This window comes from Fusobacterium necrogenes (assembly GCF_900450765.1).
GTDB lineage: Bacteria > Fusobacteriota > Fusobacteriia > Fusobacteriales > Fusobacteriaceae > Fusobacterium_A > Fusobacterium_A necrogenes.
The window spans coordinates 1,113,433-1,131,330 of the sequence record NZ_UGGU01000003.1; the positions used below are offsets into that span (position 1 = coordinate 1,113,433).

Below are 17,898 nucleotides of genomic sequence, written 5' to 3' on the forward strand. Positions count from 1 at the left end.
AAACAAAACTCAATTAATCCAATCCTAAAATTTTTCCTTGATTATAATAACCTATAGCTATTATATTTCCAACTTCATCATAAGCTCTCCATTCTCCATCACGAATACCAGAGTTATACTCTACATCATAAAGAAGCTTTCCATCTTTATCGTAATATTGCCAAACCCCTTCACGAACTCCATCTTTAGTCAAACCAGAAGAAGATAATTTCCCATTTTTTTGAAAAATAGCTACACTTACTAAAGCCTCTCCATCCAAAAATATATTTTGCATAGTTAAGTTTCCAGCTTCATCATATAGCTGCCAAAAACCAACACGTATATTATCTTTATATTTTCCCTGTAATCTCAATTTTCCACTTGGATAATAATACGATTGTTCTCCTTCTAATTTTCCATTTTTATAATTCTCAACAGCTGAAAGTTTTTTAGTAGTTTTATCATAAAAATACCACTTTTTATCTCTCATATCATTTTTAAAATATCCCTCTACCGCTAAACTTCCATCTTCAAAATAATTAAAAATAGGTCCGTTTTTTATACCATTTTTATTCACAACATCACTTTTTATATTTCCATTACTATAGTATGAGATATTGTGATTTTTATTTATATTACTACAACCAACTAGGAGCAAAGTAAAAATTATAATTAAAGATTTCATTCTAGCCTCCTAAATAACCATTCTACCAATATTTTACAACAAAAATCTAATATCTTCAACTTATTTTATTTTAATACTGAAATAATTCCTCAAATGGAAGATATATTTTTCCATCAATTTCAATAGGTGGTTGTGAAAACATTGGTGCATTTTCAAGATATTCAATATCCTTATCTCTTTTACCAATATCCTCTTTATAACGCTCTATATTTTTTCTATATTTTCTATCTCCCACTTTAAAATTTAGAGTCTGATTTTTAGAGATAATAGTGTAGTATTCTACGGCATTCTCTATCTTCTTATCATAGGAGTAGACTTTATACACCTTAAATTTATCTCCAAAGGTTTTTTCAAAATCCCCTAGCTCAATCATAGTTGTTCCATTTATCTTTTTTCCACTAAGAGTAACAGAGGAGATTTTAGAAGTAGGCTTATCTTCATTTTCAAGATTGCTTTCAAAGAAATCAAAGATAATATCTAAGATACTTCCCCAATTATATGTATGGTTTCCCTCTTCAACAGTTATATATGTGGCATTTTTTAGATATGGCTCAATATCCCTAGTAATCCAACCTTTATCCACCTTGTTTCCAACCTCCACTCTAAAGGAAAAAGTAGAATCAGCAGTACCCACACCAATGAGGGTAGGAACACTCTCTATATCCTTTACTGAGTACTTATTCTGTACCCATTGACTATGAGTTTTTACCCCCCAAGCTGGAGCAGTAGACACAATAGCTTGAAACATATCAGGTTTTCTCATAGCCACATCAAGAGTTCCCCTTCCCCCTAAAGAGTTACCCATCAAAAAGACTCTATCCTCACTTACAGGGAAATTTTCCATAACCAAATCATAGGATTTCTCAAAGGATACCATAGCTTGTCTATGCATCCACAGTGGATTTTGTGTCCAACCATTAGGGAAGGCAAGTATATAGTTATATTTTTCAGCATATTTTTCCAAGTAGATATCCCTTTGAGCTAATCTATATGCAGAGGCATTCTCATTTCCTGTCCCTCCGTGTAAGATAAAAACCAATCTACTATCTTTAGGAGAGTAATTACTAGGTATATAGATAGCTAGAGGAACTATCCTATTGATATCTAAGTCAATACTTTTTCCATCATTGTCCTTAAAGCTGTCCTTTTCACTGATATATATCCCTTTCCAAAACCAACCAGATTTTCTTCTCCCTTCAATAATATCATTCATATAGTCAGCCCAAGTGTAGTTTTCATCTGTCCTCTCTACTCCCCCAGGAAGCCAAGTATTTTTAGCAGATGGAGGGATAGAGGTTTGGGTAGTAACTCTAGGAATATTATCAAACTGTAAAGCTAGATACCCTTCTTGAATAATAGTTTTTATATCAAAGTATTTCATAATTTTAGAGGCTGATATATAGAGCTTATCTCCAGATTTTTGAAAATCCTCATTAGCGAGAGTAATAACAGATCTCTTTCTTACTAAAATTTTAGTAGGTTCAATAAACTTCTTATTTCTTCCTCCAATAAACTTTTCACATTGGGAATACTCTATCTCTCCTACACTCTTTTTAATATCCAATGATAGATTCCAAACTCTTTTATTGTATTCTAATTTAGTATTTCTCTTTCCTAAGTTGCCGATTATCTCCTTGTCGTATCTCACAAACTCTATATTCAATCTATCTTTTTCTAATGAGTACGAGAAGTAGGGAGCGTATATTTTCTTTAAATCCTCTAGTTCAATCATAAGATTATTTTGATCATTAAAATAATAGTTTGAATCTAAGTTGTACTCCATAATAGGAGAGAAATTTTCAACTTTTACACTGGGGTCAAAGGGTGGATAGAAATCAGAAAAGATTGTATTCTTCCCTTCTTTGCTAATTTTAAAAAACCAGGTTGAACGCTCACTGGAAAAATCTTGGTATTCAGTCATTTTAGAAAATGTAATAAGATTAAGTGTAAAAAATAATGCAGCAATAATTACTTTTGTTAACATATTTCTCCTTAAAATTTCATAATATATTTTAAACTTTTATATTATATTATAATTAATATTTAAAGTCAATATTATTAGATAATAAATAATTTTAATTTGTAAATAATAATTTTTAAAATCAAAATATATTGACATAGATATTTTTTTTGTATATAATGAATTCTATGTGAAAAGTATATGAAAAAAGGAGAAAATATTGATGAAAAAATTAGCAATACTGTCATTTTTAATTTGTGTTGGAGCAGTTGCCAGAGGAGAGGAAAGTATACACTTAGGAGAAACAGTTGTTACATCTATGGGATTTGAAACTACTCTACTAGATGAGCCAACTAATATCAGTGTTATAACAAAGGAGAAGATTGAGGAGAAAAATTATAAAAATGTAATAGAAGCCCTTGATGACAATCCTATGATAAATATAGTTAATTCAAGGAATGGAGCTGTAATCGATATGAGAGGTAGTGGAGATTCAGCTATGAACAATGTCAAGATTCTAGTAGATGGTGTGGCAATAAATCCATTTAATCCTACTAGAAAGGGGCTAGGGCTAGAAACTATCCCTATGAGTAATGTAGAGAGAATAGAGATATCTCCAGGTGGTGGAGCAGTTTTATATGGAAATGGAGTTTCTGGAGGAGTAGTTAATATCATAACAAAATCTGGAGGATATACAGGTGGTTATGTAGAGAGTGATATTGACTCTTTCAATAACAAAAAGTTTTCAACAGGGGGGAACTATCAATTAAATGATAAAATCTCTTTTGGAATGAACTATGCTGGACAAAATAATGAAGAGTTCAGAGAGGGAGAGAAGGGAACTAGTGACTATATTGATGGAAATATTCAATATAAACTTTCTGAAAAACATAAGTTTGGAATATCTGCCTCAAGATATGTAGAGAATGAAACTACATCTGGAAATGCTCTACAAAGAGATATAAAATTAACAAATGGAAAAAACTTATCTGATTATGGATTAGAAACTTTAGAGCAAAATAGAAAGGCTAAGGGAGTTACTTCTACAGATAGAAATATCACAAAGGAAAATGTAACAGGAAAGTATGAGTACACTCCAAATAAAGATTTCACTTTAGGAGTTACAGCTTACAACACTAATATGTACAACAGAAGCAATACTAGCGGTTACTCTCTAAGTGAAGATAAGGATTCAAATAAAAAACCTTTAGGAACTTACACTTTAAACTCTACATCTAGTAGTGAGGATTTTAGAGAGGAAACAACAGGGGTACTATTAAAAGCCACTCAAAAATATGAGAGAGGAACTGTAATAGTAGGATTAGATGCTATATCTAGTAAATTTACAGGAAAGGGAGTATCAGATAAAGGGGTTACATCTATCTACGACTATCAAAAAGATATAGTGTCGCCATATATTTTAAACAAATATAATCTAACTGAAAACCTAGAGTTTATAGCTGGATATAGATATGAATGGGCAGAATTTAATATCAATAGAGATGATACTAGCAAAGGTACTACAACTCTTACTAGAAATGATTATGACCTAACTAACAACTCATATGAAACAACTTTAAACTACAAGTATAGAGATACAGGAAGTGTATTTGTAAGATTTGAAAAGGGGTATATGACTCCTACTCCTGGACAAAAAACAGAGAATAACTCTGTATTAAAACCAGAAACTTCTACTACTTATGAGTTAGGAATGAAAGACTATATATTACACAATACTTTTATCTCAGCGTCAATATTTAGATTGGAAAAGGAAGATGAGATAACTGGATATAAGATAGATGGAGATAACTCTAAATATTTTAGAAATGAAGCTGAAACTACTAGAAATGGTTTAGAGTTTACAATGGAAAACTACATTGGAGACTTAACTCTAACTTCTGGATTTGTATATATGGAAGCTGAAAATCAAGATGGAGAGAGATTAGAGGAGATACCAAGATTTAAGGCAAATGTAAGTGCAAATTACAAATTTACTCCTAAGTTTGATACTACTGTATCTTACACTTATATGGGAAGTAAAGAGGGGCAAGGGATAATGAACTCATCTCGTAGCCTAACAGATGTAGGAGTGAGATATAGAGTAACTGAATCACTTACAGTAAAAGCTGGAATAAACAACCTATTTAATAAAGAGTACTATGAATCTCAAAACAATGGAGGGCTTACAGCTAACCCAGGGGAAGAGAGAAGTTACTATATGGGATTTAAGATGACATTTTAATTAATATAAAAGATTTAAGGAGAGTTTTATGTACAATATAGTTGTAACTGTGGCTCTTCTACTCCTAGCAATGATTTCTACATTGTTAGGGGTAGCTTCCACAGAGATAAATGAAATCTTTGTTCAAGGAAGTCATAGCTATAATATATTTATATTTAGTAGAATTCCAAGGACAATCAGTATAATAGTAGCAGGATTTGGAATGAGTATTTGTGGACTTATTATGCAACAGCTCACTATGAATAAGTTTGTATCCCCTACTACTGCAGGAACATCAGAGGCTTCAAAGCTAGGAATATTAGTGGCGATGATATTCTTTCCTTATGAGAGCCTTATTTTAAAGATGATAATAGCTTCTATCTTTGCTATGGGAGGGACTTTTCTATTTTTAGGAATTATCAGAAAGATAAAATCTAAAGATAATGTATTAGTACCACTGATAGGAATTATGATAAGTGGGATAGTAAGCTCACTGACTATGTTTTTTGCTTATAAGGGAGATATGATACAAAATCTTAGTGCTTGGTTATTTGGAGATTTTTCAGGAGTAATAAAGGGAAATTATGAGTTACTTTATCTCACTATCCCATTGGTAATAGTAGCCTTCCTATACTCTAAAAAATTTACAATCTCAGGGTTAGGAGAGGAGTTTGCTACAAACTTGGGGCTGAACTATAAGCAAGTTGTAAATATTGGGCTTGGGCTTGTTTGTATTATTTCATCTCTAATAATCATAACAATAGGAGCTATCCCATTTTTAGGATTAATCATTCCAAATATTGTTTCTATGTTCAATGGAGATAATCTTTCTAAAAATATCTATCTAAGTGGAATCTCAGGAAGTGCATTTTTACTTCTTTGTGATATTTTAGGAAGAGTTATAATCTATCCATATGAGATACAAATAGGTTTAGTATCTGGTGTCATAGGAAGTGGAATTTTCTTAATACTTATTTTAAGGAGGTTAAAACTTGAATACTAAACATAAACATATTGAGCATAAACTTTCAATACTCTTTTTAGTGATGCTTATTTTTATTGGGGTATTTCTAATGTTGGGAGTAAATTTTAGTAATTTTAGATTTCTTATAGGGCTACGTATTCCAAAACTTTTTGGGATAATTCTAAGTGGAATCTGTATCTCTGTATCTACACTGATATTTCAGACTATTACCAACAGTAGAATTTTGACTCCTAGTGTGATGGGATTAGATGCTATGTATGTGTTTTTACAGACAGCTATATTTTTTATCTTCCACAAATTTATACCAATTTTATCAGATGATATAGTTAAATTTTTTCTAACTATTGTAGCTATGGTTTTTATTACTAGTAGTCTGCAAAAGCTTTTCAGTGGAAATTCTAAGGGGAAGATACTCTATATGGTTTTGATAGGTATGGTAACAGGGACTTTTTTAGATAGTCTTTCTAACTCTATGCAGGTTATTATGGACCCCAATGAGTTTTTGATACTGCAATCTGGTCTTTTTGCTAGTTACAATACAATTAATATATATCTTTTAATAATTGCCTATATAATTTTAGGAGCAGTGATATATTTTATAATAGGAGAACACAACCAACTAGATGTATTGAGTCTTGGACACGACCAAGCTATAAACTTGGGATTAGATTACAATAGAATTTTGAAAAAGTATCTTGTGGTAATCTCAATTTTAGTTTCAATATCTACTGCCCTAGTAGGACCTATCACTTTTTTAGGACTACTTACTGTAAATATAGCCAAGGAGCTTTTTTCTACTTACAAACATATCTATCTGTCAATAGCAGGTATAGTCCTCAATATTATATTTTTAATATTTGGACAACTGCTAGTGGAAAAAGTTTTCAATAACTCTATCTCTATTGGTACAATAATCAATTTTGTAGGTGGAATATATCTTTTAAATATACTATTGAAGGAGAGAAAAATAGCATGATTGAGATAAAAGGTTTAAGTAAAAAGTATCGTTCAAAATATGTGGTAAAAGATGTAACAACAGAGTTTCCAGATGGAAAGATAACTTGTATAATAGGACCTAATGGAGCTGGAAAGAGTACTCTTCTATCTATGATGAGTAGACTATCTACCCCAGATGAGGGAGAGGTATTTATAGATGGAAAATCTATAAAGGAGTGGAATAAGCAGGAGCTATCTAAGACTTTGGCAATACTAAAGCAGGAGAACAACACAAATATCAGGCTTACAGTATATGAGCTAGTTTCCTTTGGAAGATTTCCCCACTCACAAGGGAAGCTTACTGTGGAGGATATAAGATATATTGATGAGGCTATTGAGTATATGAACTTAGAGGAGTTTAAGGATAAATACCTAGATGAGCTAAGTGGAGGGCAAAGACAGAGAGCCTACATAGCTATGGTTATTGCTCAAAATACTAAGTATATCTTACTAGATGAGCCACTGAACAATCTGGATATGAAAAATGCTGTTCAGATGATGAGAACATTTGAAAAGATGGTAAAGGATTTAAATAAGACAATAATAATAGTTATGCACGATATAAACTTTACATCAGTTTATTCAGACTATATTCTAGCTATGAAAAATGGTAGGCTAGAGCATATGGATAGCTGTGAAAATATCGTAGTGAAAGATAAGCTAGAAAATCTCTATGAGATGGAATTTGATATTACAAAAATAAATAATAAGAGTATCTGTGTATATTTTTAAGGAGGAACAGTGAAAAAGATAATTGCAGGAATAATAGTTGTATTTATAGCTTTTATTGGATTTATGTATATAAAGAGCTCTGAAAATCAGGGAGCAGAGGTAGAAAAAGTGGTTATAGAACACTCTTTAGGAAGTGTAGAAGTTCCTAAAAATCCTAAAAGAGTAGTGGTGTTTGACTATGGAATCTTGGATATATTAGATACTTTGGGAGCTAATGTGATAGGGTTACCAAGAGATATGGTACCTGAGCATCTATCAAAATATAGTAGTGATAAATATGCAAATCTAGGAAGTCTAAAAGAGCCAAATTTAGAGAAAATCTACGAGGCTAAGCCAGACTTGATAATTATAGCAGGAAGACAGAGAGATTTCTACTCATCTCTATCAAAGATAGCCCCAACAATTTTTGTGGAGACTTCATCTGCTGACTATATGAAGGGATTAAAAACTAATATAGATATTTTAACAAAGGTATTTGATAACTCTCAAATGTTAAATGAAAAATATGTAGAGATAGAGAGCAGAGTTAAATCTATAAAAGCTAAGGTAGAGGAAAAGGGATATAATGCTATGGTATTACTATCTAATAATGGTAGAATAGCAGCATATGGAGAGAAGTCAAGATTTTCAATATTCTATGACTATCTAGGATTTAAAACAACTGGAGAGGTAGTAGCTAGTACTCACGGAAACAAGGTAACTTTTGAATATCTATTGGAGAAAAATCCAGATTATATCTATATAGTAGATAAGGCAGCAGTTGTAGGAGATAATCTTCTAGCTAATAAGGCTTTTGATAATCCAATAGTGAAATCTACAAAGGCAGCTCAAAATGGAAATATAGTATTCTTAAACTCAATGGTATGGTATACAGCTAGTGGTGGATTAAAATCTACTGAGATAATGTTAGATGAGGTAGAAAAATCAATCAATTAAGCAATATAATAGTATTTTATAACATTTCTTTAAAATCTTAAAAAATATATTTTATAAAAATATTACATTTTATAAATAAAACTGATATAATATTGTATAGAAATTAAGTATTTTAAAGGAGAGAAATAGGAAATGTGGTTTTTTTATGCAGTTTTATCGGCAATTTTTGCTGCACTGACGTCTATATTGGCTAAAATAGGTATGGGTGAGATAAGCTCAAATCTAGCTACAGCTATAAGAACTAGTGTAGTCCTTTTTATGGCATGGGGAATGGTACTCTTTACTAAAACAGGAAATCAAATAGAAAGCATTACAGGAAAAGAATGGCTATTTTTAGTTTTATCTGGTCTAGCAACAGGTGCATCATGGCTTTGCTATTACAAGGCTCTTCAAATAGGAGAGGTATCTAAAGTAGTTCCAGTTGATAAATTTAGCATTGTTATAACTATTTTGTTTGCTTTTATTTTTTTAAAAGAAGTAGCAACTTTAAAAGTTATATTAGGAGCTATTTTTATAACTATAGGAACATTTATAATGATTTTATAAAAAATTTTTAAAGAATTTGCTAAAAATGAAAAAAATATGATATAATAAAAAATATAATTAAAAATTACATATGTAAGATAAAATCATACTAGAAATAAGGAGGACTTAGTGTGGATAGATTAAAAGATAAAGTTGCACTAGTTACAGGAAGTGCTAGAGGAATTGGAAGAGCAATAGTTGAGAAATTTGCTAGTGAAGGAGCTTTAATGGTTATATCTTGTGATATGGGGCCAGCTGAATACACTCAAAAAAATGTAAAACATGAAATTTTAAATGTTACTGACAGAGAAGCTATAAAAACATTTGTAAAAAATATAGCTACTGAGTACGGAAAAATTGATATTCTAGTAAACAATGCTGGAATAACTAAAGATAATTTTTTAGTAAGAATGTCAGAAGATCAATGGGATGCAGTTATTGATGTTAATTTAAAAGGTGTTTTTAATATGACTCAAGCAGTAGCTCCTGTTATGACAAAAAATAAAGCTGGTTCTATAATTACTCTTTCATCAGTAGTTGGAGTTTATGGAAATGCTTGTCAAACTAACTATGCAGCTACAAAAGGTGGAGTAATTTCTATGAGTAAAACTTGGGCTAGAGAGTTAGCTAGAAAAGGAGCTCAAGTAAGAGCTAACTGTATAGCTCCTGGATTTATTTCAAGTGCTATGACAGATGCACTATCTGAAGAATTAGTAGCAAAGATGTTAGAAAGAACGCCATTAGGAAGATTAGGAACAGTTGATGATATTGCTAACGCAGCATTATTTCTAGCAAGTGATGAATCTTCTTATATCACTGGACAGGTTATAGAGGTAACCGGTGGATTAACTTTATAATTAAAATTAAAAGAAGGTGTTGTAAAATTTTTATTACAACACCTCTTTTTACATATATAACTACTATATTTTAAATAATGAAAGAAAAAATTATTACTTGTGAGTCCCCTAAAATTTATTCTAAAAATTAAAATTTATAACCTAATACTAAGGATACTCTATCGTAACTAACATTATACTCTTGATTTTGAACATTTATCTTTCCTGTATTTACTTGATAAAGTGTTTCTAAAGTAAATGACTTATATTCTACCCCTAAACCTACTGAATAGTATAACCCATCTTTTACACTTTTAGCAAGTGAATAACTTTGAAATACTTGCCCTCCTAAATCTACGTCAGTTTGTTCATTTTCATTTTCAACTTTATCTATATATCTAATATTATCTCCATTAATATTAAATGAATAACCTACACTAGCTTTTATGTAAGGAGTAAATGGATAATTTTTAGTAAGTATGTATCTTCCTGTTATATATAAAGGAACACTATCATATCCTGAAAAATCTTCATATCCTTTAAAATATTCACTTTTAATTACTCCATTCCATTGACTATATTCTGTCCCTTTACCTGAAATATCTGCATGTTTTTGATAAGCTATTCCAAATCCTAAATCTAATTTTTCAGTAATTGGTCTTAGATATTCCACTCCAAACTCATAACCAAAATCTTCTGTACTATTGCTCGAATATATTCCGACTGAATCTACCTTCGTATATAGATCAGCTCCTGCTCTAATATTAAAGTATCCATTTGCTAACGCACCAGAACTTAAAGCTCCTAACAATAAAAATAATGTTACTTTTTTCATAATTTAAACTCTCCTTTCTAAAAATAATTATCAACTCATAATATATATTTTAATATGATATATTAGAAAGATTAAAATAAAATTAAAATAAAAAATAATTGATAAATTTTAGGGGAATAATCTGAATTAATATTACTTGCACTTCCTTTAGTCCTAGAATAATATAACGAATATAATACTATATCAGGTCATATGGGTCTATATCTACCTCTCCTCTTTTTAAAGTATACTTGTCCCTATTTTTTCTCTCATTCTTTCTAGTGAAAAACAACACCATTCACACTTAATTTTACTCCATTATGAAATTTTATTCCTTTTTTACTGTAAATAAAATGGATGCTGATGTTTCAAACCTCCATTTTCCAGCTATCTCTGAAATTAAATTTCCATTGTCATTAATGGCTAAAAGAATATTAATATCTACTTTGTCACCTTTATAGAATCTCCTTGATTCACTAATAGTGGATTTAAAATTTTAGATTTTGTAGCTTGCGCTACTATAACTTTTTTATCTTCTTTTGCAATATCTATACTTTTTTATTTCTACCACAAGGGATAAATAGAAAAGATAGAAAAAATAAAACTAATTTTTCCATATATTTCCTTCATACTCATTTATATCCATTTTTTCTTTTTAAAATATCCAAGCATCCCTAAAACTAGAATAAACATGATTGCCAAGATTATAAAATAGCCATACTTACTTTGAAGTTCTGGCATATATTCAAAATTCATACCATATAAGCTCGCTAAAAAACTAAGTGGCATAAATATTGTAGAAATTATAGCTAATATTTGCATAATCTCATTCATTCCATTACTGATAGTTGAATGATATAACTGTATTAACTCTGTCACTCTACCATTTAAAATATCTAGCGTATCATGTACTATTATACCATGATCAGATAAATCAGTTAAATATATCTTTATATCATCATTTAAATATTCTGCTACACTATTAGTTTGAAGCCTACTAATCAATTCTCTAATTGGTCCTATTGTTCTTTTTAATGTAGTTACCTTTTGCTTCAAATTAATTATAGCCTGCAAATCCTCTCTTTCAGAATTATTTATTACTTTTGATTCAAGTCTATCTATTTCCATTTCAACTTCATCTAATATCATAAAATAATTATCAACTATATTATCTAATATTGCATATGTAAGATACCCTACGCTTTTCTTTCTCATTCTTGAATTTGGTGCTTCTATTCTAGCTTTAATAGAATCAAAAATATCCCCAGGTGTTTCATGAAATGTAAGCAAATAATCCTCTCCTACTATAAATGAAACTTGCTCATAACTAATATCTTTAGAGATTAAATTGAGTTTTAACATCTTCATCACTATAAAAAGATATTCTCCTCTTTCCTCTACCTTAGCACGTTGTGTACTATTTACTAAATCTTCCATAAGTAAACTATCTAGATTAAAAATTTTTCCTATCCTTTTCACTAATGATATATTATGTATTCCATCTACATTTATCCACGTTATTCCTTTAAACTCTTTTTTTATCTCTTCTAAATCACTATTTTCATCAAAAAGCTCTCTTTTTATAGTACTATCATTATAGGCAAGGATATCTATATGTATCTTGTGCTCTGGATTTTCTCCTGTGTATATTATACTCCCAGGTGGCAGTCCAATTTTTTTTATTCTATTTGATGAATCATTCATCTAATTCACCTCACTTATTAAAAATTTTTTCAAAATATCTATCTATCTCTTCCTGTACCTTTTTATCATAACTTTTTATTTGTTTTTTTACAAGATTACCTATACATCGAATTTCATTTTTATCATCTGGATAATATATCGGTGTATCTTTAAGCGGTGTAGAATAAAATTCATAATTTTTCCCCTTTATCTTTCCATTATACTTAAACCATTGTAAAAAAGAAGTAGAGTTCATATAACCTAAAATATAAAAAATATCTACATCATTATTTTTAACAGTTATAAAATAAATATCAGCACTTCCATAAAACTCTCCTTCATCATATGAAAACTGGTTAGTTTTACATCTTTGACGAACTAATATCTTAGGTTTAGAAAATATTTCCTTATCTCTTGACCATTGAAGTTGCCACCATTTTATTCTTCCTGTTCCTACTTCTCTTCTATTATTTAATTTTTCATAATACTCCACCAGATGTTCTTTTAGATCCTCATTAAGTTCGCTTTCTCTATCAAGATATAAAATCCAAAAGTTATTTTTTTTGTTAGTATATTTTCCTATATCTTTATTTTTATAAAAAGGTTTTAAATAATCTTTAAATTTTTCTTGATACTCGTTAAATATAAAAGCTTTATCATATCCCGAAACTATCCCTTGATTTATATTTACTAAGTCTCCCAATGTATAATTAGAAATCATTTTTACTTTTCTATTATACTCTCTACTTTCTCTATCTGCCAAGACTATTTTTAAATTCTCATCATAGAGCTCACTATTTTTTAAATTAAAAATTTTCTCAGGTAACTCTATTTTTAAATTCTTATCTAATTTCTTTGTTTTTTCCCAACTAAAAATTATATTATGCTGTCCCTTAGCCTTACTAAAAAGAGAACTATTATAAAAAACTATCTCGAGAAACTCTCCATTTTCTTTTAAAGCTTTTCGTAATTTTTTAGCACTATCAGCTTTAAGCCAATAGTTAGTTGTCAAATATACAAGAATTCCTCTATCTTCTAATAATTCTATAGCCTTCTCAACAAAAAAATATAAATAATCCATCTTTGCTTCATAATATTTCATACCAAAATCTGTATTTTTTATTTTCTGAAATAACTCTTTATTATTTTTTTCTCCGAGATACGGTGGATTTCCTAAAATTATATTATATTTTCTCCCCTCTAACATCAGTCCATCTATTTTCTCTATAGCAATTTTTCCCTGTAAAGAGTATTTTTTTAGTAATTCTTCTCCCTTTCTTTTTATAATTTTTATAGCTCCCTCATCTATATCACAACCTTTTATCCATTCTGGGTTATAATAATATCTACCCATAATATCTTTTGTAAGTAATATCAAATATTCTAAAAAGGGAAGTAAAAGATTTCCACTCCCACATGACAGATCACAGACTCTTACATCTAAAAGTTTCTTTTCTGTTATATCTCCTCTAAAATAATTAGTTAATGCTTTAATAGTGATCATCTCAGCTATCTTATTTGGAGTATATACCTTATAATTATACCTTTTCTCCATTAAAACACTTCCATTTTATTCTTTAATAAACTTCTAGTCCAAAATAGTATATATACAATAGAAAAAATTAAGAGTTTTAAAATTGTATCATCAATCTTATAACTTGCTAATAGAGCAAAAATAGTAGCTATAACTGTCTTTCCAAAAAATATATAACTTTTCTTTAAGCTAAAATTTATATATTTTTTTCTAAATACTACCAATAAAAGTAAAAAATTAACACCAGAGGCTATTGAAGTAGATAGAGCTAAACCTTTATACTCCATGCTATCTATTAATAAAAAATTTAAAATTATATTTAATATAATTGAAACTATTGAAAATTTTACTGGATATTTACTATCTTTAACACTATAAAAGGCCCTAGTCATAAGATATATAGCAGTATAAAAATAAAGCCCTATTGAGTAATATAAAAGTGCCTGTGAAGTAACTCTTACAGCTTCTTCATCAAATTTTCCATAAGAAAGTGTAAGCTTTATAACCTCTGGAGCATAAAAAGTAAGAACTGCCATTGATGGAAGTATTAAAAATAATAAAATATTCAATCCTTTTACAATATTATCACTAGCTGCTCTAAAATTATTTTTTGACATAGCTTTTGAAAGTCCTGGAAATATAACTGTTGATATAGATACTCCAAAAACTCCTACCGGTAATAGATAAAGCCTTGTAGCATTTTCTAAAGCAGATACTCCACCTTCCACTAAATATGAGGCAAACATCTGGTCTACAATAGTATTTACCTGTCTTGCTACTATTCCTATCAACATTGGACATATCATTATAAATATTTTTTTTAGATATGGATCCTTCCAATCTATTCTAAAAGAATATGATCTTACTATCTTGAAAAAAGCTGGCAATACTACTAAAAATTGAAATAAACCTCCAACTACAACTCCATAAGCTAATGCTTCTATCCCATAACTTTTACCAAAATATATAGAAGCTAATATTATAGCTAAATTAAAAAAGATTGAAGTAGATGCTGGTACAACAAATTGTTTAAAATTATTCAAAATAGCGCATATCATTCCAGAGAGACTTATAAAAATAAAGTAAATAGACATTATACTTAAAAGCTTTGAAGCTATTAATTTAGTTTCATTTGGAAATCCACTCACTATTAAAGATATTATTCCATGTGAAAAAATTATCATTAAGATAGTTATTATAGTACTAAATATAAAAAGTAAGTTCAAAATAGAATACATAAATTGCTTACTATTTTCCTCTCCTTCTAATTCAACTCTTTCATTATATAGTGGAATAAAGGAACTCCCTAAAGCTCCTTCCCCTAATAATTGTCGAAAAAAATTACTTATTTTAAAAGCACTGAAAAAAGCATCTGTCATAGCAGATGCTCCAAAATAGTAAGCTATTATCCCCGCTCTAACAAGCCCTAATACTCTACTTATCATTGTAATTATCATAACTAGAAGTCCATTTTTTAGCATATTAACTCCTTATTTTTATTTTCTTTTTACCATTTCCCCATCAATTAAAATAACTCCTTCCTTATACAATTCAAGTATAGCTAAAAAAATATAAATTAAATGCATTCTACTTTCAGCCTCTCCAAATATAGAATCAAAAGTTCTATTATGAGAGTAGAGCTTTAGATATAATCTATCCATTTCATCCTTTAGAGTATATTTTTTTTCTAACTCTAGCTCTAAATATTCATTTTCGTTTTTATCTAAATACCTCTTATAAACTGAGTATAAATCACTAGCTTGCAATTTTGAAATATCGTACTCTTTAGGTGTCTTCTTAATAATTTTTCTACTCTCACCTCTAGTGTAAGAGATATTATATTCATTTTCCATTTCACTTATTTTTAAAGCTATCTCTTTGAATATCTTGTAATCCTCTAATCTCCTTTTTAACTCTTTTTCTTTATTTTCTTCATCATTTATAGATAGGAGGGTCGAAGCTTTTATCTCTAAAAGTTCTGAAGCTATGAGTAAAAACTCTACTTTTATATATAAATTTTCCTCTTGAGCTTCTTTTAATATCCCTAAATATTCATCTATTATCTGTGAAATCTTTATCTCTGAAATCTTCAATTTTTTTTTATCTATGAGATGTAAAAGTAAATCAAGAGGTCCTTCAAAGTTATCTATCTTTAATACTATATCCATATTTTCTCTCTTTTACAACTTTAGTCCAAACTTTTACATCATTACCTATTACTTTTTTTAATTCCTCAATTGATGAGAATTTTTTTTCCTCCCTTAAATACTGTTCCAGTTCCACAGAAATGACCTTTCCATAAATAAATTCATCAAAGTTTAAAATATTTACCTCTACACTTTTTTCTCCAGGCTTTAATGTTGGATTAACACCAATATTAACCACACCATCACGATAAAAATCTTCTCCTTCTATCCTCACTCTAGCACCATAAATTCCATTTTTGGGATATAATCTTGTTGCTATTTTTATATTAGCAGTTGGAAATCCTAATTCCCTTGCTATCTTTCTTCCATGTACTACCTCTCCCATTATTAAAAATCTATGGCCTAAATATCTATTTATCTCCAAAATATCTGTATGCAAAATTCTCTTTCTTAAAAAAGTTGAGCTTATTAAATTTCCATTCATATGTACAGCTGGCATCTCGTGAACAATCACTCCTCTTTTCTCTCCTAATTTTACCAAATCCTTTGCCTTAGCTTTTCCTCCTTCACCAAATGAAAAATTAAAGCCAATAAAAATTTCTTTGCTTCCAACTTTTTCTTTTAAAATATCAGTAAACTCATCTGCTGTTAAATTAGCAAACTCTGTAGTAAAAGACTGTAAAATTACGCAGTCTACTCCCATTTGTTCTAAAAGATATATTTTTTCCTCTATAGTATTTATGAGTTTGGGTGCTCTTAAGGCATCTATAAGTTCCATAGGATGACTCGAAAAAGTAAACACTACAGATTTTCCATTATTTAATTTTGCTTTTTCTATAGCTTCTTTTATTAATTTTTGATGCCCATAGTGTACCCCATCAAATGTCCCTATAGCTACATAACTATTTTTTAAACTTTCTTCTAACTTAAGTACATTTTCAATTATTTTCATACCTATTCCTCAGTCTCTTTTTTTCTTAGATTATTATAAATCTCCTCTATTCTTCTAAATCTATTTCTTACACCAGATTTTGATATTCCTACCATCTCTGCTATCTCTTGAAGGGTACTCTCAGGATTATTTAATCTCACATGAGCTATCTCTTCTAAAACAGGACTTAGAGAATTTAATCCCATCTCTTTTTCTATATGTTTTATCATTTTAATCTGATTATTTCCCGTATTTAAGGTCTTAGTTTCATTAGCTACTTCCCAGTTCATCTCTCTGATAGTTTTATTCTTCAACTCTTTTATCATAATCGTTTCTTCATACTTAAAAAAAGATTGAATAGAACCTATCATAACCATTATATCCATAATATTTTCAGAATTTCTAAGGTAAACTAATGGCTTATTTCTTTTCATTGTCTTAAAAACCTTTTTATCTTTAGATAATAGCAAACTATATAACTTATCTGCTGCTTCTTCATTATCCATAAAAAAGTCTAAGGCATACTCTTTTTTAGGATCCTTTATATACCCACAAGATAAAAAAATTCCACGTACAAATCCCTTTAATATATCTTCACTAGACAAAATCAGATTGACATCAAGCTTTCTAGTGCCTTGCAAAAACTCTATGTATCCTTTTTGTTTTGGGATAAGTATTATATATACATTATGTTCTCCTAATCTTTTTGAAATAGAATATTTTATTTCTATTTTTAGGTCTGTTATATCTTTCATAAATTTATATACCCTTTTTGCTAGAGTTAGATTCTCTAATCTTAACTCTATCTTATTTTCAGAAAAAGCATTCTTACTGAGAAGAATAGCTGAAATTTCAGCTTTTTTCTCTATACTAGTTACCATCTCATTATTGAATATTTCTTCTTTTACATTATAGGTATAAGACATTTCTCCTC

16 protein-coding genes are annotated in these 17,898 nt (G+C 29.3%); 7 read left to right on the plus strand and 9 right to left on the minus strand.

Translation table 11 applies throughout. The features are described 5' to 3' along the window. Positions 1-13: 13 nt before the first annotated feature. The gene (locus DYA59_RS05430) at positions 14-664 is read right to left on the minus strand and encodes a toxin-antitoxin system YwqK family antitoxin (RefSeq protein ID WP_115270137.1); all 651 of its coding nucleotides are present in this window, start codon (positions 662-664) and stop codon (positions 14-16) included. A 70-nt stretch (positions 665-734) separates the two neighbouring features. Continuing rightward, the gene (locus tag DYA59_RS05435) at positions 735-2,648 is read right to left on the minus strand and encodes an alpha/beta hydrolase-fold protein (RefSeq protein WP_115270139.1); all 1,914 of its coding nucleotides are present in this window, start codon (positions 2,646-2,648) and stop codon (positions 735-737) included. A 199-nt stretch (positions 2,649-2,847) separates the two neighbouring features. On the opposite strand from DYA59_RS05435, the gene DYA59_RS05440 reads away from it, so the two are divergent. The 7 genes from DYA59_RS05440 (at position 2,848) to fabG (ending at position 9,876) form a co-directional block, all read left to right on the plus strand. Continuing rightward, complete coding sequence (locus DYA59_RS05440) at positions 2,848-4,866, plus strand: TonB-dependent receptor (RefSeq protein WP_115270141.1); 2,019 nt, start codon at positions 2,848-2,850, stop codon at positions 4,864-4,866. 28 nt (positions 4,867-4,894) lie between these two features. Beyond that, positions 4,895-5,848, plus strand: coding sequence for an ABC transporter permease (locus tag DYA59_RS05445; protein ID WP_115270143.1), 954 nt, complete (start codon positions 4,895-4,897; stop codon positions 5,846-5,848). Positions 5,849-5,918: 70 nt separating this feature from the next. Further along, a complete protein-coding gene (locus DYA59_RS05450; RefSeq protein WP_172606956.1) occupies positions 5,919-6,806 on the plus strand; it encodes an iron chelate uptake ABC transporter family permease subunit in 888 nt (295 codons plus the stop codon). Continuing rightward, positions 6,803-7,558, plus strand: coding sequence for an iron ABC transporter ATP-binding protein (locus DYA59_RS05455; protein ID WP_115270147.1), 756 nt, complete (start codon positions 6,803-6,805; stop codon positions 7,556-7,558). Before DYA59_RS05450 ends, DYA59_RS05455 begins: the two co-directional genes overlap by 4 nt. A 9-nt stretch (positions 7,559-7,567) precedes the next feature. Continuing rightward, positions 7,568-8,494 (plus strand): siderophore ABC transporter substrate-binding protein, encoded by a 927-nt coding sequence (locus DYA59_RS05460; RefSeq protein WP_115270149.1) that lies wholly within the window; start codon positions 7,568-7,570, stop codon positions 8,492-8,494. 132 nt (positions 8,495-8,626) lie between these two features. After that, entirely contained in the window at positions 8,627-9,040 is a 414-nt protein-coding gene (locus tag DYA59_RS05465; RefSeq protein ID WP_115270151.1) for an EamA family transporter, read from the plus strand. Positions 9,041-9,150: 110 nt separating this feature from the next. Further along, positions 9,151-9,876, plus strand: coding sequence for a 3-oxoacyl-[acyl-carrier-protein] reductase (fabG, locus tag DYA59_RS05470; protein WP_115270153.1), 726 nt, complete (start codon positions 9,151-9,153; stop codon positions 9,874-9,876). A gap of 127 nt (positions 9,877-10,003) precedes the next feature. Here the strand turns inward: fabG and DYA59_RS05475 are convergent, their stop codons facing one another. The 7 genes from DYA59_RS05475 to whiA all read right to left on the minus strand — a co-directional run bounded on the left by DYA59_RS05475 (position 10,004) and on the right by whiA (position 17,890). Beyond that, the gene (locus DYA59_RS05475) at positions 10,004-10,690 is read right to left on the minus strand and encodes an outer membrane beta-barrel protein (protein WP_115270155.1); all 687 of its coding nucleotides are present in this window, start codon (positions 10,688-10,690) and stop codon (positions 10,004-10,006) included. Positions 10,691-11,305: 615 nt separating this feature from the next. After that, positions 11,306-12,373: a magnesium/cobalt transporter CorA gene (corA, locus tag DYA59_RS05480; RefSeq protein ID WP_115270157.1), complete on the minus strand. Its 1,068-nt coding sequence runs from the start codon at positions 12,371-12,373 to the stop codon at positions 11,306-11,308. Positions 12,374-12,383: 10 nt separating this feature from the next. After that, the gene (locus DYA59_RS05485; RefSeq protein WP_115270159.1) at positions 12,384-13,907 is read right to left on the minus strand and encodes an Eco57I restriction-modification methylase domain-containing protein; all 1,524 of its coding nucleotides are present in this window, start codon (positions 13,905-13,907) and stop codon (positions 12,384-12,386) included. After that, positions 13,907-15,367: a murein biosynthesis integral membrane protein MurJ gene (gene murJ / locus DYA59_RS05490; RefSeq protein WP_115270161.1), complete on the minus strand. Its 1,461-nt coding sequence runs from the start codon at positions 15,365-15,367 to the stop codon at positions 13,907-13,909. The genes DYA59_RS05485 and murJ overlap by 1 nt, the downstream gene beginning before the upstream one ends. Before the next feature lie 15 nt (positions 15,368-15,382). Further along, complete coding sequence (locus tag DYA59_RS05495) at positions 15,383-16,054, minus strand: segregation and condensation protein A (RefSeq protein ID WP_115270162.1); 672 nt, start codon at positions 16,052-16,054, stop codon at positions 15,383-15,385. Next, positions 16,029-16,985 carry a bifunctional riboflavin kinase/FAD synthetase gene (locus DYA59_RS05500; RefSeq protein ID WP_115270163.1) on the minus strand — a complete coding sequence of 319 codons (957 nt, stop codon included), beginning with the start codon at positions 16,983-16,985 and terminating at the stop codon, positions 16,029-16,031. Before DYA59_RS05500 ends, DYA59_RS05495 begins: the two co-directional genes overlap by 26 nt. Before the next feature lie 2 nt (positions 16,986-16,987). Beyond that, positions 16,988-17,890 carry a DNA-binding protein WhiA gene (gene whiA, locus DYA59_RS05505; RefSeq protein WP_115270165.1) on the minus strand — a complete coding sequence of 301 codons (903 nt, stop codon included), beginning with the start codon at positions 17,888-17,890 and terminating at the stop codon, positions 16,988-16,990. Positions 17,891-17,898: the final 8 nt, after the last annotated feature.

Bases quoted from the DNA above. Each gene is read 5' to 3' on its own strand.
- DYA59_RS05430 (WP_115270137.1), bottom strand. From the start codon at position 664: ATGAAATCTTTAATTATAATTTTTACTTTGCTCCTAGTTGGTTGTAGT.
- DYA59_RS05435 (WP_115270139.1), bottom strand. From the start codon at position 2,648: ATGTTAACAAAAGTAATTATTGCTGCATTATTTTTTACACTTAATCTT.
- DYA59_RS05440 (WP_115270141.1), top strand. From the start codon at position 2,848: ATGAAAAAATTAGCAATACTGTCATTTTTAATTTGTGTTGGAGCAGTT.
- DYA59_RS05445 (WP_115270143.1), top strand. From the start codon at position 4,895: ATGTACAATATAGTTGTAACTGTGGCTCTTCTACTCCTAGCAATGATT.
- DYA59_RS05450 (WP_172606956.1), top strand. From the start codon at position 5,919: ATGTTGGGAGTAAATTTTAGTAATTTTAGATTTCTTATAGGGCTACGT.
- DYA59_RS05455 (WP_115270147.1), top strand. From the start codon at position 6,803: ATGATTGAGATAAAAGGTTTAAGTAAAAAGTATCGTTCAAAATATGTG.
- DYA59_RS05465 (WP_115270151.1), top strand. From the start codon at position 8,627: ATGTGGTTTTTTTATGCAGTTTTATCGGCAATTTTTGCTGCACTGACG.
- DYA59_RS05475 (WP_115270155.1), bottom strand. From the start codon at position 10,690: ATGAAAAAAGTAACATTATTTTTATTGTTAGGAGCTTTAAGTTCTGGT.
- corA (WP_115270157.1), bottom strand. From the start codon at position 12,373: ATGAATGATTCATCAAATAGAATAAAAAAAATTGGACTGCCACCTGGG.
- DYA59_RS05485 (WP_115270159.1), bottom strand. From the start codon at position 13,907: ATGGAGAAAAGGTATAATTATAAGGTATATACTCCAAATAAGATAGCT.
- murJ (WP_115270161.1), bottom strand. From the start codon at position 15,367: ATGCTAAAAAATGGACTTCTAGTTATGATAATTACAATGATAAGTAGA.
- DYA59_RS05495 (WP_115270162.1), bottom strand. From the start codon at position 16,054: ATGGATATAGTATTAAAGATAGATAACTTTGAAGGACCTCTTGATTTA.
- DYA59_RS05500 (WP_115270163.1), bottom strand. From the start codon at position 16,985: ATGAAAATAATTGAAAATGTACTTAAGTTAGAAGAAAGTTTAAAAAAT.
- whiA (WP_115270165.1), bottom strand. From the start codon at position 17,890: ATGTCTTATACCTATAATGTAAAAGAAGAAATATTCAATAATGAGATG.